Here is a 16,729-nt window from a genome sequence, read left to right as displayed (position 1 = left end):
AAACAGCAGCCATCTGTTTAATCTTATTTATCGTATTTGTCCTACTATACACAGACTTCTTCGGTGACATCGGGGGATGAGACTACTTTAGACTCATCTCCTGATTTTTTAGTGATTTTAAAATACCCTATTTAAAATAATATTCTTATTTTTCACCTTTTAAAGACTTTCTAAAACAAACAATTCGATTAGATTCTTCAAAACCTACACTACGGTGGAAATTTAAAATTTGATCATTTGATAATTCGCAATCGCTTGTTAATTCTTCACACCCTTGTTCGATTGCCCAATGTTCACAAGCTGTTAATAACTCTTTAGCAATTCCTTGTTGACGATATGCTTCAACGACAAAAATTCCTTTTAAGTAGCCAACTGGAACACCATTTTCTTCATCGACAGAGCTATGGATTAAGTTAATCTGTGCAAATCCAATGACCTCACTTTCATTATAAGCTAAAAAATAAGCCCCTTCTTTACGTTGAATCATCTCTGAAATTTCTAAAGCAATAGCATGCATCGAATGATATGGCCATAAGACTAAAGCTAATCTTGCGACTTCTAACACTTCATCTAGATCCGCTTGTTTAATTCTCATAATATCTCCCTCCTAATTTCTCTTATTTAACTACTTCCGTTTTGGATTCTTTTTAATGATTTTATTCACTTATGTCTTTAAATGAGGACATTTAAAACTAACATGATTCTTTATTTACAGATCAACTAATGCTCTTTTAATTTTATGAAAGCGTATATAAAATTATATCTTTATTATACAACAAATATAAAAGTGCTTTCAATCAATATTACATAAAATTATCAAAATATGGTATAATGTCCTCAGATAAAGAGGGGGTTATAAAGTATGCATTGTTTCAAGCCAAAGGCTGATTACTCTAGACTAGACTTTATGCTTTATCATTGCGGAAGCAGTGATTGTGAAAAAAATCAATCATGGGGACCTGGTATACGTGATTACTACAGTTTGTATTATGTGACAGAGGGATCAGGATACTTAACAATAGATGGACAAGATTATACAATTGTAGAACAAACGTGTTTTTTAGTTCCTCCACACGTTGTGATTAATTATAAACCTGATTTATTAAATCCTTGGTCTTATCATTTTATTGGATTTAATGGTGAGGCAGTAAATGAATATTTAGAGCGAATTGGTCTGTCTACTTCATCTCCAGTTTTAAGTTTTGAAAATGGTCATAAAATAGAACAGTGTTTTGAATACATCTTAAATGCTAGCAATTATCCTAAAAGTGCTGACTTACAAGCAATTAGCGGATTTTATGCTCTGATTGGGACACTTTGCGATCACACAGAACCACAAATTCCAAAAATTCAGACGACAAGTCGTCAATCTGATTATATTAGACAAGCGATTGAATACATCGAAACGAACTATTCTCGACAAATTACGGTTGAAGAGATCTCAAACCATGTGGGAATTAATCGTAAATATCTAACGAAACTCTTTAACGAAAAGATGAACAATTCTCCAAAAAATTACCTCATTCAATATCGTATCAACAAAGCTTGTCGTTTATTAAAACAATCAACGCTAAGCATTCAAGAGGTTTCTCATTCAGTAGGTTATACAGATGCTTTAGTCTTTTCAAAAATATTTAAAAAAGTGATTGGAATCTGCCCTCGCGAATATCGAAGTGCTCATTTCATCTCTTAATGATTATCTATAGGATATAGTCTCTTTAACTAAAACAAGTGCTATATCCCTTTTTTGATGATAAATGAAGGACTTAAAATAACGATTAAGAAACTTTATCTAATGAACTTTTATCGGTTTGTCCTTCATTTTAATATCATTTTATTACGATAACTTTTATGTCTTCATGACTTAAAATAATTGATGAATCAAAAAGGAGTTTTTAAATGGCAATTAATATTAAAGAGTTATTAGCGAATGCCTTACTCGATTTATGTGAATCTACTTCTTTAAAATCTATAACCATCAAAGATCTTCTTAATCATACTGGCGTCAGTCGTCAAACCTTTTATAATCATTTTAAAGATAAAAATGATTTAATTCAGTACATTTATGTTAGTAAAATTATTCCTTGTTATCACGATTCAAAAGTTGAAATTGATTTTTACACATCTTTACTAGACTCCTTTAATCGTATGAAAAAATATCGTATCTTCTTAAAACAAGCGTGTTTATTAGAAGGACAAAATTGCTTAAAGGATTATATTTTTGAACACTGTAAACAATTTGATTTAGATTGGCATCAACATCTATATGGAAAAAATCCAATGCCTGATACTTTACGTTTTGCAACGGAATATCATTCGTTAGCATCGAGTAGTATGACGTTATCTTGGATTTTATCCGACTTCCCTATCTCTTGCGAAGAAATGGCTGATCTAATTACTGAGCTAAGAAGTGTTGGGATGGATCAACTATTTGCAGATGGTGACTATAAAAAAAATCCTTATACCAAACTAGACATTTAATAAAAAAAGTCAATATATAGACATCTCTTTTTAAAGTATAAATTGTATGCCCTTCTTTAATCAACTATCATAGATACTAAAGCATAGGTGATCGATCAATGAGGAGGTAGTTAAAGTGGAGTATACAAACTTAGGAAATACTGATATTAAAATTTCAAGAATTTGTATGGGGTGTATGGGATTTGGTGATCCAAATCAAGGTCCACATAGCTGGACTTTAAACGAAGATGAGTCTCGATTAATTATTAAAAAAGCATTAGAGTTAGGTATTAATTTTTTTGATACTGCTATCACCTATCAAAATGGAACAAGCGAACAATATCTTGGACGAGCGTTAAAAGATTTTGCTAAACGAGAAGACGTTGTCGTGGCAACAAAGTTTCTTCCAAGAACTCAACAAGACATTGAACAAGGAATTACCGGACAACAACACATTGAACGAATGCTTAACCAAAGTTTAAAAAATTTAGGAATGGATTATGTAGATTTATATATCTATCATAAATGGGACGATAATACGCCTCTTTATGATATTATGGATGGATTAAATAATATGGTGAAGGCAGGAAAAGTAAAAGCTATCGGGATCTCAAATTGCTTTGCCTGGCAAATCATAAAAGCAAATGCATTAGCTGAACAATACGGATTTGCTAAGTTTGTTTCCATTCAAGGACACTATAACTTAATTTTTAGAGAAGAAGAAAGAGAAATGGTTCCTTATTGTAAAGAAGAAAACATTTCATTAACACCTTATAGCTCACTAGCAGGTGGTCGCCTATCGAAGCATAAAGATGAAAGTTCAAAACGACTAGTCGAAGATACATATGCACAATCTAAATACATTCACACCAAAAAACAAGATCAAATCATTATTAATCGTGTTGCTGAACTCGCAAATAAAAGACAAGTATCTATGACTGAAATTTCATTGGCTTGGCTTTTAATGAAAGTAACATCTCCAGTTGTTGGGGCTACTAAACTACATCATGTTGAGGGCGCAGTTAAAGCGGTGCAGTTAAAACTAACTGAAGAAGAGATCAAATATTTAGAAGAGCCCTATATTCCTCATAAACTAGTGGGGATGATGGCTTAGTTAAACAAAAGGCTCTGTTTTAGAAAAATATTGATATTTAAGAAAAAATAAAAGTCTCTCACGAGTGAGAGACTTTTATTTTAATTTATCTGCTAAAAATTGTGTGCATGTTATAACAGTTGAAATGGTTGTAGAAAAACCAAGAATTTGCAATGCATCTTCCCAAACAATTGTTGTTACCTGTGTGTTAGTAAATAATGATGCCCCAAAAAACAAAACAAAAGAAACTACTAATACAATGATTATCCAACTAATTACATAATGAACAAGTGATTTATTTTCCTTCTCTTGCACAACTTATCACCTACCAATATTTTCAATATTAATCATATCATTATAGGATGATTAATTCAACATTATAAAAATGATGGTTGTCGGTCGCTAATCATTTCATTAGATATTAGAGGATAACTTGCCTGTGATTGTACATAAGCTTTCTGGATGAATCAGAAGTTCTTTTTCATTCTTAAAAAGCTCAATCCACTTGAACCATTTTAAATAACTATTTAGATGCTTAGTTGATACCCCTCTAAATTTTTATAAGAAAGCTTTAAAATTACTGTGAAATGCATTAATGTGCTGGATATGATAGATACCTTTCATGTTTTTTCCAGATGGAATTGCTTGATGTTCTAAATTCAGTTGTTTAGCTAATTTTCCATATCCATGAGCACTATCCGTACACAAAATAGAGTGGGGAACGATATGTCCTTCAAAGAAACGTTTTAGATTATCATATTTTGCTCGTCCCGTTCCAACCATACCAATTAGAATTGCCCGTTCTATCTAAAGCAGTTCCAATACAGACTTATTCGCTTGATACTCCACGCTTACCTACCGACTCACCTCCACGTTTGCTTTTAGAATGATTTCCTTCATAGCTATAACGAAGATAACATTCGTCTGCTTCAACCCATCCATCAACTTCTCCCGTTCCCATAAATCAACTGAGTGCATCTAAAATTTTATGTCGCCAGAAAAAAGGGCATTTATACTGCCCTGATGAATATCTGGTTTCTTGAATTTCATTTTGAAGCTTAGATAAATCTGATTTAAAAATTCCTTTTTCAACTTCAACTAAGATTTCTGGCAAATCAATAGATGCTACTCGCTTTAAAAGTGCTAAAGTAACTGCTTTTGGAATGAATCCAACTTCCCAAACATTGGTTCTATTACTATTATAGTGGATAATTCAGAAGTTAGTGATTCAAATTCTGTGTGAAATATCAACATTTTCTAAAACACAGTTAAACAAAAAAAGAGCTTGAATTAATCGAACGCTTAATTTATCGTTCTAATCATTCAAGCTCTTTTTTATCAGACTAATTTAATGATGTTTTTAGTATTCACCTAAAAAATTAAGCGTATCAGTCACCATTTGATTTTGTTGCTCAATCACTGAAATAGTAGCTTCTAAGTCACCACTTTGTTCACCATAGATTCCAAACTGAGCATGATTACCACCTAAAATTTCTGTGTATACAGTATCCTCTGGTAAATTATCAGCTTTATTGAACACTTTCTCTTCTGTTGATAACCCATCAAACTCTGCATAAAGACTTAAGACATTTAAGTCAGTTGTTGATAAGTCAGTTGAAGACGCAGGATAAGATCCTAATAAAATCACACCATCGACTTGATCTAAGTGATTTGAGGCATAAGTTGTAGCACTTACTCCACCCATTGAATGTCCTCCAACATACCATGAATCAATTTCTGGATGTTTTTCAATGAACTGACCTGCTTTTTCATTATCTGAAATCGAGAGGTTTAAGTTCACTTCTGGAATAGCTACTAAATAACCTTTTTTTGATAATTCATTAGCATAATACCCGTAACTTAATGGTTCAACTAAAGCTCCTGGATATAAAACAATCCCGACTCCATTTGCTTCGTTTTTTGGTTCAAATACGTAAAAATCATCGACTTTTTTATATTCATCGTCAGACACTAGTTCAAATAATTGATCCGTTGGTTTATAAGTTTGATTTAACCAAGTAAATCCACCGATCAGTAGAACAAGAAGAATCGCTAAAAACCCAAATAAAGTATACTTTATTCCCTTCTTTTTCAAATGCTTTCCTCCTCAATTTTAAGCTTAGCTCTTCCTTATTATATCATATTGAGAATTAGCGTCTATTGGCTTTCATAAAAGTCTACAATTTTTATTCAATTAAACATTGAATTAAATTAACTGATAAAATAGTCCATGTTCATTACAGTGAAAATATAATTTTCCTCGCTTACGTTTTTCTAATCGACACTGCATACTCCATTCAGGATATTGCTTAGTAATCGTAACTGTATCTCCCGTTACAACAGCTATAAACGTAATATAATGTTTTTTGCTCATTTCATGATTTGAAGTAACATATAACTCTCCATCAGCATCTTCAATCATTAATTTATGTTCCGGTTCTACTTTTTTAGGAACTAATGGTTCGAGTGTTTTACCACAGCAACTTAAGGTTGCCTGTGCCGTTGCTGTCATTAGATTGCCACACTGTGGACAAATATAAAATTTTACATTTCTCATATTCCCACCTACTTGTTCATTAATTTTTAACTCTCCAACTAATAACTGATCAACACTAATTCCAAAAATGGACGCTAATTCACGAAGTAATGACACGTCGGGACACCCTAAGCCACGTTCCCACTTACTAATAGTTTTATCTGTTATATTTAAAAGATCTGCTACTTGCTTTTGTGTCATTTTTTTCTCTTTTCTTAACTCATAAATTAACTGACCTATTCTTTCACAGTTCATCTTCTTAACCTCCTTTCTCATTTTAGTCGTTATCATCGATTTCATTTTAACAACTTTTTTACTTAATTCAATAAACGCTCCGTAGAGTTAAAGAAGAAAGCATTTAATTCATCTCATTTGACCTTGTCAAGTTAAGTGTGTAAACTAATTTTTTAAAATTATATAAAGGGTGTTAAACGATCGGGATATAAGATTAATAATTGATTTAATATTTGACTCCAGTTTGAAAGTTGACGTTGCCATTTCTTCGTGACTTTCATTCCCTAGCAGTGGAGGATTGTTCACTTCGTTCTCTGCCAGGGGACCCATGGTTTGAAGATAGATTAATTTCATCACAGAAATTTCATTTGGGAAAGCTCCTTTACCTTTTAGAACTTTTCTTAATTGACTATTGTAGCTTTCAATAGAGTTTGTGGTGTAGATCATTTTTCGTATTTCTTGAGGGAAATGAAACAGTTGATAAATCTCTTCGATGTTATTTTCCCACACTCTAACGGCTAAAGGCACCTTAGGATTCCATTTATCCTTAAAGGTCTCAAAGGCTTGTTCTGCAGCTTGCCGATTGATGGCTTGATAGATTTGTTTTAAATCATAACAGAATGATTTTCTATCTTGATAGGAAACGAATTGGGTTGATTGTCGGATTAAATGAACTAAGCAACGTTGAACGAGCGCATGAGGAAAAACAGCTTGAATGGCTTGTTTAAAACCACTTAAACCATCGACACAAGCGATACAAATATCTTGCACACCACGAGCCTTTAATTCATCTAATAAACTCATCCAATAAGAGGCACTTTCTGATTCTCCGATCGAGAGACTTAAAACGTCTTTACGACCATCTAAAGAGACGCCTATGATACAATAAACAGCTTTAGTTGAGGCTCCTACTCCGTCCTTTACTTTGACATGAAGAGCATCTAAATAAATGATCGGATAGACAGCTTCTAAGGGACGTTTTTGCCAATCTTGAATTAACGGAATGATTTTATCCGTAACATTGGAAATCGTTTCATGTGACGCTTCAAAGCCATAAATCTCTTCTAAAGCTTTAGAAATATCGCGTGTTGATAAGCCTTTCGCATAAAGCGCTAAAATTTTATCCTCAATTCCAATAACATTCGTTTGACGCTTAGGAATGATTTGAGGCTCAAATGAACCTTCTCGATCTCGTGGAGCTTGGATGGTTGTTTCTCCGAGTCGAGTCTGAACGGTTTTAGGTTTCCGTCCATTTCTTGTATTTGAAGTGGCTTTGTTTCGAAAATCGTAACGGCTGTATCCAAGATGTTGGTCTAATTCAGCCTCTAATGCTTTTTCGATAAAACTTCCAAACATGTCTAATAGAGCAGCTTCGATATCCCCTGCTGATTTAATTTCGTATTCATCTTGAATAAGATTAAATAATTGATTCATTGCAGCTTTTCTTGTCATAACAATAAACTCCTTCGAAAATAGTTAACTTATTATGGTAACAGTTCTAAGAGTTTACACACTTTATTTTACAACCTCTCATTTTTTTTGATTTTTTATTACCCATTTAGTCTATATAAATCTAGAGTAACTAATCCCTATATGATAGAATGCCTATCTTCCTCTATCATGAATAAGATCTTTATATTAAATATAAAAAAAGCTTAATGACCGTTAATGTCATCAAGCTTTTTTCTCTAGTTTATAGTATTTATTACAAAATCAATCGCTTCTTTTACTGTGTCCATTTGATGATCTAACATCATCGATTTAGGATTAGCTGTAATAACCTCTACCTGATAAGCTGTTCCCGTAAAGTGAATACGATAAATTGTATGTTTTTCTAAGTCTTTTACATCACAAATAGTTCCTTTATGATCATTGACTTCATCTAAAAATTCATGAATAACAATATCTAATCCCTTTTCTAAGTTAAAAATATCTTTTTCCATTGGTAAAGCTTTAATTCTTTCATTAATTGATTCTACATTATATTTCAATTTTCTTCCTCCTTTATCCCTCTTATGGGGATTATATCACGGTCATAGTAAAAAAAATCGACTTTTTAGTCGAAAAAAATATTTTCGCATTAGTTAACTCAATAAGTGACTCTCTTTTTCATAAATCCTTTATCTTTTAATCTATGGCTGTTCATAACCGGTTAATCAGTAAATAATCTGTTGAATAAATATTTCATTTTTTAATTTACAAACGCCTCTACTCACCATATAATAAAAGTATCAAATAGGTGATGGAGTTCACCTTTAACCGCGAAAGCTAATGACTCCTACTCTTCAATCCTTTTTTGTCATGGATTAAAGAGTAGGAGTCTTTTTTTTGCAAACCATATAATAAGGAGGATGTATTATGACATTAGTTATTATGATCATGAGTTTAGTGATCATAGGAAGACTTGCTTACTACTGTGGAAGATTAGTTGAATATGTGAAGTTACCTTCATTAATAGGAATGATGCTTTTTGGAATGCTGATAGGTCCGGCATTTTTTAATCTTGTTCCTGAAGACACCCTAACACTTGCGCCCACTTTAAAAGATATCGCCCTAGTAGCGGTATTATTTATTGGAGGTCTTGGCATCAGCTTATCTCAAATGAAACAAATTGGTCGACCTGCTATTTTACTAAGTATCATTCCCGCTACACTAGAAGGATTTACGGTTGCTTTAATGGCCATGTTACTTCTAAATTTTAGTTTTATTCAAGGGGCTATTTTAGGCTTTATTATCGCAGCAGTTAGCCCTGCTGTCTTAATTCCTTCTATGATTGACTTAATTCATCGACGCGTTGGACAAGATAAGGCTATTCCACAAATGTTATTAGTTGGTGCTAGTGCAGATGATACGATTGCTATTACGTTATTCACCACGTTTTTAAGTATTTATCTTCAAAAAACAACTGATCAAACATTTTCAATTTCTACACAATTACTTCTAATTCCACTAACTATCATCATCAGTATTATCGTTGGGATTATCACTTACAAACTCTCAAAACCTATCATTGAACGTACTAAGTCGTCAATTGGGAAAGTGATGATCTCTTTTGGATTATGTTTGATGATGCGTCTAATTGAAACCCACTTTGGTCTTGAACTATTTAACTCATTATTAACTGTAATGATTTATGGTTTTTTTATTCGTAATTATATTATAGATAGCTCTCAAATGATTTTAGATCAGATGAATACCATTTGGAAAATAGGAAAATTATATCTATTTGCTTTCGTCGGGATGGCTATCAATCCAACACTTGTAGGAGAATTCTTTTGGATTGGATTGGGCATTTTATCAATTTCATTAACTATTCGCTCACTTGGGGTGCTTGTCTCATTAATTGGAACTGATTTATCATTAAAAGAAAGAGTCTTTTGTATGATTGCTTATTTACCTAAAGCAACGGTACAGTCGGCTAAAGCAGCGATTCCATTACAAATGGGAGTTGTAGGAGGCGAGATTATGCAAGCCATCGCTATTTTAAGCGTCTTAATTACAGCTCCAATCGGTGCTATTGGAATTAAATTAACAAGTGATCATTTACTTCACACAGAAGATAAAAAAAGGATTAACGACCATTAATCGTTAATCCTTTTTTAGTATTGATTATAAAAAGATTCCCAAAATAGCTCCTGTGATTAACGTAGAAATAGTTCCACAAATCAAAGCTTTAATTCCTAAAGTAGCAACCTCACCTTTACGTTCTGGAGCTAACGATGCGAACGCACCTACTTGAATTCCAATCACCGAGAAGTTTGCAAAATTACATAAAACAACTGATAAAATGGCAATCGTTCGAGGTGATAACATATTCATGACATTAACCATCTCTTCATAAGCAACAAATTCATTAATACTTAGCTTTGTTCCAATTAATGAAGCAAACGTAAAGGCCTCACTTGATGGAATATGAAATAAATAAGCAACAGGTAAAAAGATATAACCGAATAATGTGGATAAGTTCACACCGAATAACCCTAAAAAGGCATTGACAATCGCAATTAGCCCGACAAAGGCAATTAAACTCGCTCCAACATTAAGCGCTAATCCTAGTCCATTACTTGTTCCTTCTGAAATAGCTTCAAATAATGTTTTAGACTCTGATCCAACAATTTCAGCATTCACTGTTTTTGAGGTTTCTGTTTCAGGTAGCATCACCTTTGAAACCATTAACGTACTAAATGGAACAGTAAATACGGCAATTAATAAATATTTCATATCAATTCCCATCATACTGTATCCACCTAAAATACTAGCTGATGCTGAACCAAAACCACCAACCATCACAGCAAAAAGTTCTGATTTTGTTAGTTTTGGTAAATACGGCTTAATAACTAGTGGTGCCTCTGTTCCACCTAAGAAGCTATTAGCAACGGCACAAAATGTTTCTACTTCAGTTGTCTTCATTAAACGAGCAATAAATTTCCCAACATATTTAACTAAAAATGGGATAATTTTTAAAAAGTATAAAACAGAAATTAATGCTGAGGTGAAAACGATGAGTGATAATACATTAATCGCAAAAACGTAGCCATCTGAGATTCCTCCAAAAACGAAATCGACACCTTCCATTCCCATTTGAATGAGTTGATTCACACTAAGTGCTAATTTCTCTAATAAAAACTGACCAATAGGTACTTTAATCACAAAGAAAATTAAAATAGCTTGCAGTAAAAGCCCCATAATAACTGTTTGTAACTGAATTTTCTTTTTATCTGTTGATAAAATAAACGCTAAGGCCAATAAACTAACAATCGCAACTAAACTAAAGATGATATTCATGATGTCTCCTCACTTTTTGGTTAATGCTGACGAATTTCATTTAATTTTTCTTCAATCATTAACAATACTTTTTTCTTATCCTCTTCATTATTAACATAGTCAATTTCATCGATATTAATCACAAGTACTTCACTTGCATCATAATGTTTCTCGATCCAGTTGTCGTACCCTTTCCATAACTCATAGTAATATGAAACTAAACTTTCATCTAGCTCATACTCACGACCACGTTTTTTAATGCGCTCAATAATTGTTTCAAAACTTCCAGATAAATAAATCATTAAATCCGGTGATTTTTTAGGCAATCCATTTAATTCTTCCATCATATTATTTAAAAGACTTTCGTATAAATTTAACTCTAACTCTGAAATACGTCCTAAATCTTTATTAACCTTTGCAAAATACCAATCTTCATAAATACTACGATCTAATACATTATTATCATGAACTAAAGCTTCTTTAATACTTTTAAATCGAGTATTTAAAAACCACAATTGTAATAAAAACGGATATCTCTTCGTTTGAATTTCTTCATCAGAAGCAGTATAAAACAATGGTAAAATCGGGTTATCATCTACACTTTCATAAAATACTTCTGAATTAAAATGCTCTGCTACAAGCTCCGCTAAACTTGTTTTTCCTGCTCCTATCATAGCTCCGATTGTAATCAACATTCTTCACCCTTACCTTTCATAACGTTATCACTATCTCATCATTTTTTTGAGAGGAATAAATTGATAAAGTTCCTCAAAAAAATAGCACGTTCTACATAATAGCATAAAAAAATAATAAAATCACATGATATTCATCGTCCAATTTTCACCATAAACTTTATCCACAACTCACTTTTTTCACTTCAAATATCATTAACTATTTGATCAGATATGAATCCTTTTAGTCGTATCAACTTTTTTAAAATTAAAAAATAAAAAATAACCTTTACATTTCATTTTTAAAAATAAAATTATCCACAAATAAAATTTTTTCGTTTCATCGACAAACTTCATCGTCTTTTATTTGATAAGATATTGAATCATAACTAGCATTTTGTTTTTGGGGGATATTTTATGATCAATTATTTAAGAATTCTTCGCTTCATTAGCATCATCGGAAGCTTGCTAAGTGTTAGTTTTCTTCTTTTTAATGTAGCACTTATCTTTTTATTCAAAAATACTCAAACGCTATTAACTCAAACATGGAAGTTATTTTTTTACTGTACCACTTTAACGTTACTCGCTTCTGTTTTAGGATATTTATTTCATCCTAAACGAGTAAAATAACAGCATTTTAGCCCATGTAGCTATACTAAAAGGATACTAGTTTTAAATTAGTATCCTTTTAATATATAACCTTATCAATAAAAACAAACCGCTTTTCCTTTTGATCTGAAGATTTACCTGATTAAGCATTAAATCTTAAAACGTTTATCTTACGAAAATCGATTTGAATGAATCAGTCAAAAACAGGGTATTTTTTATGCTTTGGTATTTAAATAAATTCCTTTTAGTGTTTGTTTATCCAAAATATGACCCTCCATTTGATGATAAAGTTCATTGTAATTAAATCCTGGCTTTAAATCAAGCAGCGTATCTAAAGCATAGACATGTAGTTCATAAGTATGCGGCTCACTCGGCGGCGCCATTCCTCCGTAATAACTACACGCTTTTGCTGGAACGCATCCCCCTTGTTCACTGATCCAACTATTCACACCTTGAATAAAATCAGTTGCGTGTTGACTCTCATTTTCTTGAAGTTCCGTCTTAGTAATATTTGCAGCTGTCCAATGAATCCACGAAAATCCACAAACAGGAAAAGCATCTTTATCTTCTAGGACTAAGGCATAAGAAATTGTATTTTTTGGAGCATCTTCAATCTTTAACGGAAGTGAAACGGTTGGCATGTCATACTCGTTCATTGGTCCACGATCTCCGTATCGATCCCCAATTATTCCATTAATAATTCCTGTACTACTTAGTTTCATCGTACTCTCTCCTTTCTTTATTATTTTTATTATAGGCTACTTTCTTTTAAATTAATAGAAATGCTTCAACAAAATGAAAGAGAGATTATCTTAACTAATCTCTCTTAATGTCTAATTATTTTTATGAACACATACTTTTTCATAAACCATTTGATACTCAACGTCACATATAAAATCGTTTCGATCGCATAAATACAATTTATTAGTCATCGAGTCCTTTTTTAATACACCAGAAATCGTCACATATTCACCATATGGCTCAATTTCAACAAATTCCCCTAAGTTGACACAAGCTAACGGTTCACGACTAAAATAATCATATATTCTAAGTTCATCGCTATGTTGAAGTAAAAAAACATCATTAAACATTCAATTAACACCCCTTTTTAATATTAGTAGTCTTTTTATCTAATAACTCAGCATTTTTAGTTGGAGTTAAAGTCTGTATTATCTATTCATAACTATAGCACACCCCCTCATACAAAATTAAGCGATATGCTATCTAAATTAATGTCATTAGTTCTGTTGGTGATCATCAAATTGGATTCTTTTTTTTATCTTCCCCTACTATGACTCTCTTTTTATTTTCTTCATAATTTCCTCATATTTTTGGTATTTTTTTCTTAATATTTACATGTTATACTACTCACATACAAAAATTTGAAAGCAATAAAGGAGAGTATTCATGCTTGAATTAAGGAATGTCACAAAACGTTATGGAAGAAAAGTCGTCCTCGATAATATTTCCATTAAATTTAAGAAGGGGGCGATTACATGTTTACTTGGATTAAATGGTGTAGGAAAAAGTACAACGATGAAATCAATTATGGGACTTACACCTATTAATCGCGGAGAAATCTTAGTTGATGGGGAAAAAATTAATCAGAAAAATATAAATAAATTAGCTTATGTGCCAGATGTTCCAATTCATGATTTAGGTTGGACGGCTCTTCAAAATCTAGAGTTTGCAAAGATATTTTATTCTGGCTTTGATATGAAAAAAGCTGAACGGATGATTAAATTCTTTAAAGTACCTACGAACCAAAAGCTAAAGGAATTATCAAAAGGTAATTTAGCTCGATTTAATCTCATTGTTGGCATCTGTCAGAATGCCCCTTATCTCTTATTAGACGAGCCGTTTAGCGGTATTGATGTCTTTACTAGACAATCCTTTATAAGCATCTTAAAATCTGAATTTTTAGAGGAAAATCAGACGGTGATTATTACAACCCATGAAATTGATGAAGTTCAAGATTTAGCCGATTATGTCATTTTACTTGAAGAGGGACAAATCTTTGCTAACTTCTCAAAAAAAGAAGCGGAAGCCGAAGGGTTAAGTATTGTTGAAAAAATGAGAACTTTATATGGTGAGGTGTAAAAATGAAATTTTTAACGTTAGTTGAGATTGAAATAAAAAAAATATTACCTTGGTTAGCTACATTGTTTATTAGTTTAACTGCTTTATCAACACTCCTATTTTATCGATCAATTAGTAATTTCAAGACTAATATGTTACCTCAAATTATAAATACATCAGTCACCGAATATGTTGAGGAATATGGAAAATTAAGCTTAAACCAGGTTTTTGATCAGACAGTATCTTTACCGTTATCTTATATATTTTTCGCTTTATTACTCATTTGTGTTACGTTTTATTTATGGTATAAAGAGTGGTTTGGAACATCAAAACGTATTTATTTGCTTCTTTCCTTAAAAGGACATCGCTTTTCTATCTTGTTATCCAAACTAGTTGTCATCTTAGGTTCTTTTTTCACTTATTACGGTGTTATTTTATTAAATCTAGGAATCGGTGCCTTACTCATGAAATCTATTCTTCCTGAAGGAACAGTGAATCATCACCTACTCAGTCAAATGCTAAGTCAATCTTACTATATTGAGATGATTTTGCCTCTCTCAATCAGAGATTTTATTTATAAGACGTTATTTATTATTTTAATGTTTAGTTTGATTTCAGTTTTTGTTTTATGTGATCGTTCTAAAAAAGTCATTGGTATTATTGCGGGAACAATTTTTGGAATCATGAACATCGTATTATACGTTTATACTCAAACGCTAAACTTATTCTTTGATGAACGATTCTTTGTCAATTATGGATTTGTAATTGGAGCAAGTGTCATCAGTTTATTTATTTGTTATTGGTTATTAAACAAAAAAGTTTCAATTTAAAGTGAGGTTAATAGAATGAAGCTATATCATATCATTGCATTAACTAGTGCAAGTTTACTATCATTAGGCGCTTTAGGTCTTATCAGCCATCAAGACTCAACGAGTTATTCAACGGATTATCGCTTAGAAACATTAGTCGGTGACATTGAAGTGTTAAATGAAATAAAATTAGAGGGGATCACTAAGGTTGATCAAAACAATTATTCAAAAGTAACCATTACCGGTGAAAAAGTTGAAGTCACCCCTACTCAATATGATTCTAGGTATTTAGTAGGCGAAGACGTTTTAGAAAATAGAGAATTATACCGAAATATGGTGTGGGCGCAACACTTAGAAACGGATCAGTTATTACTGACTGCTCAATTTAATTCTTCCTACTTTTATAACCATACAAAACCTGTTTTATTCATTCGTTCTAAAAACAAAGAAACCAATCAAATCAATACTCAAGAAGTGATACTTGACTCTGTTAAATACGGTGAAAATATTATGAGCGAATTTTTAACTGAGCATAATGGGAATTTCTATTATATTGCAACTGTTTATGGTTATGACGGTAATACAAATGAACGTGTTTTGACCTATGAAATTAATCCTGATACTTTAGCCTTAACACTTAAAAATGAAGAGGAGATGCCTGATTGGTCATCGATTACCATTCACGACGGATTTATCTATAGATTACCATATGAATCTAGCCAACTAACCGCTACTAATATTGAAACAAATGAACAAAAAACCTATCAAATAAATGGGATAAATGAATATGCTTCCATCTATCACATGGCTACCGTCGAAGATGAACTATTTTTCTTAGTTGACTACTCTGGATTAATGAAAGCAACGTTTGATGATCAAAATCAAATCATTGAGTTAACTCCTATGCAGACTCCAACTTTTATGAATGATTTTTTATCAGCAGAAGAAGTAATCGTAAACAACGGTTTAATTTATACGATTTATCAAGAATATCAAATTAATCATCGATCACAATATATCTCAGTCCTTGACCCTAAGGCTAATCAAATAGTATACGAAGGAAAAATCAATATTCAACCTAATCAAGTTTTAGTGTCTAGTTATCAATTTAAAAATAAGGATTAAGACGTGAGAATTCAACAAAAAAAGTCATCATACACAAAAGGTGTTATGATGACTTTTTTTATTTCACGGTTCTCATATCTAAATTAAAGGCGTTTTGGGTAATAATACATCATATTGGGAGTTATTAATTTAAAATGGGCAGTTTTTAAATTAATGAGAATAAGTAAAACAGATAACGAGTTGGGAGCTCGTATTTTACTTATTATTTTCATTCAACGTAATTGGGAGTTAACAGTGAATGAATTGGTTATCTATTGATATAAGTCTATCGTCCGTGATTACTAAAATAGAATCAATACGAAAACAAAAAAGCTACTTTTCTTTTAGCAGCTCGCACCGATATTTTGAT

Annotated in this window: 18 protein-coding genes, 1 pseudogene and 1 riboswitch; of the genes and pseudogenes, 8 read left to right on the top strand and 11 right to left on the bottom strand. The window is 31.9% G+C overall.

All coding sequences use genetic code 11. The features are described 5' to 3' along the window. Positions 1-145: 145 nt before the first annotated feature. Positions 146-595, bottom strand: coding sequence for an aminoglycoside 6'-N-acetyltransferase (aac(6'), locus tag JRC48_RS11205; protein WP_235069587.1), 450 nt, complete (start codon positions 593-595; stop codon positions 146-148). Between the two features lie 267 nt (positions 596-862). Between aac(6') and JRC48_RS11200 the strand changes: the two genes are divergently transcribed. From JRC48_RS11200 to JRC48_RS11190, 3 genes are all read left to right on the top strand, one after another. Beyond that, positions 863-1,693: an AraC family transcriptional regulator gene (locus JRC48_RS11200; RefSeq protein WP_235069586.1), complete on the top strand. Its 831-nt coding sequence runs from the start codon at positions 863-865 to the stop codon at positions 1,691-1,693. Positions 1,694-1,899: 206 nt separating this feature from the next. Then, on the top strand, positions 1,900-2,481 hold the full coding sequence (locus tag JRC48_RS11195; RefSeq protein WP_235069585.1) for a TetR/AcrR family transcriptional regulator C-terminal domain-containing protein: 582 nt from the start codon (positions 1,900-1,902) through the stop codon (positions 2,479-2,481). 115 nt (positions 2,482-2,596) lie between these two features. Further along, entirely contained in the window at positions 2,597-3,574 is a 978-nt protein-coding gene (locus tag JRC48_RS11190; RefSeq protein ID WP_235069584.1) for an aldo/keto reductase, read from the top strand. A 75-nt stretch (positions 3,575-3,649) separates the two neighbouring features. On the opposite strand, the gene JRC48_RS11185 is transcribed toward JRC48_RS11190, so the two are convergent. From JRC48_RS11185 to JRC48_RS11160, 6 genes and pseudogenes are all read right to left on the bottom strand, one after another. Beyond that, on the bottom strand, positions 3,650-3,868 hold the full coding sequence (locus tag JRC48_RS11185) for a hypothetical protein (protein ID WP_235069583.1): 219 nt from the start codon (positions 3,866-3,868) through the stop codon (positions 3,650-3,652). 62 nt (positions 3,869-3,930) lie between these two features. Beyond that, positions 3,931-4,718, bottom strand: a pseudogene (locus JRC48_RS11180) (IS1595 family transposase). Positions 4,719-4,913: 195 nt separating this feature from the next. Next, a complete protein-coding gene (locus tag JRC48_RS11175) occupies positions 4,914-5,648 on the bottom strand; it encodes an alpha/beta fold hydrolase (RefSeq protein ID WP_235069582.1) in 735 nt (244 codons plus the stop codon). Positions 5,649-5,759: 111 nt separating this feature from the next. Beyond that, complete coding sequence (locus tag JRC48_RS11170) at positions 5,760-6,344, bottom strand: helix-turn-helix domain-containing protein (RefSeq protein ID WP_235069581.1); 585 nt, start codon at positions 6,342-6,344, stop codon at positions 5,760-5,762. Between the two features lie 144 nt (positions 6,345-6,488). Then, positions 6,489-7,775: an IS256 family transposase gene (locus JRC48_RS11165; protein WP_235069580.1), complete on the bottom strand. Its 1,287-nt coding sequence runs from the start codon at positions 7,773-7,775 to the stop codon at positions 6,489-6,491. A 236-nt stretch (positions 7,776-8,011) separates the two neighbouring features. Beyond that, positions 8,012-8,314 carry a hypothetical protein gene (locus tag JRC48_RS11160; protein WP_235069579.1) on the bottom strand — a complete coding sequence of 101 codons (303 nt, stop codon included), beginning with the start codon at positions 8,312-8,314 and terminating at the stop codon, positions 8,012-8,014. Positions 8,315-8,552: 238 nt separating this feature from the next. Continuing rightward, positions 8,553-8,611, top strand: a riboswitch (Fluoride riboswitch). A gap of 70 nt (positions 8,612-8,681) precedes the next feature. Between JRC48_RS11160 and JRC48_RS11155 the strand changes: the two genes are divergently transcribed. Then, positions 8,682-9,908, top strand: a complete 1,227-nt coding sequence (locus JRC48_RS11155; RefSeq protein ID WP_235069578.1) for a cation:proton antiporter — start codon at positions 8,682-8,684, stop codon at positions 9,906-9,908. Positions 9,909-9,932: 24 nt separating this feature from the next. On the opposite strand, the gene JRC48_RS11150 is transcribed toward JRC48_RS11155, so the two are convergent. Together JRC48_RS11150 and JRC48_RS11145 are read right to left on the bottom strand one after the other, a co-directional pair. Continuing rightward, positions 9,933-11,108, bottom strand: coding sequence for a NupC/NupG family nucleoside CNT transporter (locus tag JRC48_RS11150; RefSeq protein ID WP_235069577.1), 1,176 nt, complete (start codon positions 11,106-11,108; stop codon positions 9,933-9,935). Positions 11,109-11,128: 20 nt separating this feature from the next. Next, positions 11,129-11,779: a deoxynucleoside kinase gene (locus tag JRC48_RS11145; RefSeq protein ID WP_235069576.1), complete on the bottom strand. Its 651-nt coding sequence runs from the start codon at positions 11,777-11,779 to the stop codon at positions 11,129-11,131. 396 nt (positions 11,780-12,175) lie between these two features. Between JRC48_RS11145 and JRC48_RS11140 the strand changes: the two genes are divergently transcribed. Next, positions 12,176-12,388 (top strand): hypothetical protein, encoded by a 213-nt coding sequence (locus tag JRC48_RS11140; RefSeq protein WP_235069575.1) that lies wholly within the window; start codon positions 12,176-12,178, stop codon positions 12,386-12,388. A gap of 194 nt (positions 12,389-12,582) precedes the next feature. Here JRC48_RS11140 and JRC48_RS11135 read toward each other — a convergent pair whose 3' ends face one another. Continuing rightward, positions 12,583-13,089, bottom strand: coding sequence for a YbhB/YbcL family Raf kinase inhibitor-like protein (locus JRC48_RS11135; RefSeq protein WP_235069574.1), 507 nt, complete (start codon positions 13,087-13,089; stop codon positions 12,583-12,585). 111 nt (positions 13,090-13,200) lie between these two features. Further along, positions 13,201-13,458, bottom strand: coding sequence for a hypothetical protein (locus JRC48_RS11130; RefSeq protein WP_235069573.1), 258 nt, complete (start codon positions 13,456-13,458; stop codon positions 13,201-13,203). A gap of 316 nt (positions 13,459-13,774) precedes the next feature. Between JRC48_RS11130 and JRC48_RS11125 the strand changes: the two genes are divergently transcribed. Genes JRC48_RS11125 through JRC48_RS11115 form a run of 3 tightly spaced genes read left to right on the top strand, consistent with a single transcriptional unit; the run spans position 13,775 to position 16,380 of the window. After that, on the top strand, positions 13,775-14,467 hold the full coding sequence (locus JRC48_RS11125; RefSeq protein ID WP_235069572.1) for an ABC transporter ATP-binding protein: 693 nt from the start codon (positions 13,775-13,777) through the stop codon (positions 14,465-14,467). Between the two features lie 2 nt (positions 14,468-14,469). After that, positions 14,470-15,276 carry a hypothetical protein gene (locus JRC48_RS11120; RefSeq protein WP_235069571.1) on the top strand — a complete coding sequence of 269 codons (807 nt, stop codon included), beginning with the start codon at positions 14,470-14,472 and terminating at the stop codon, positions 15,274-15,276. A gap of 15 nt (positions 15,277-15,291) precedes the next feature. Then, a complete protein-coding gene (locus JRC48_RS11115) occupies positions 15,292-16,380 on the top strand; it encodes a hypothetical protein (RefSeq protein WP_235069570.1) in 1,089 nt (362 codons plus the stop codon). Positions 16,381-16,729 lie beyond the last annotated feature (349 nt).

The sequence above is a fragment of the Turicibacter sp. TJ11 genome, from assembly GCF_021497505.1.
Lineage (GTDB): Bacteria > Bacillota_I > Bacilli_A > MOL361 > Turicibacteraceae > Turicibacter.
Note: the sequence above shows the minus strand (reverse complement) of the source record. Positions and strands in the feature narration are given on the sequence as shown.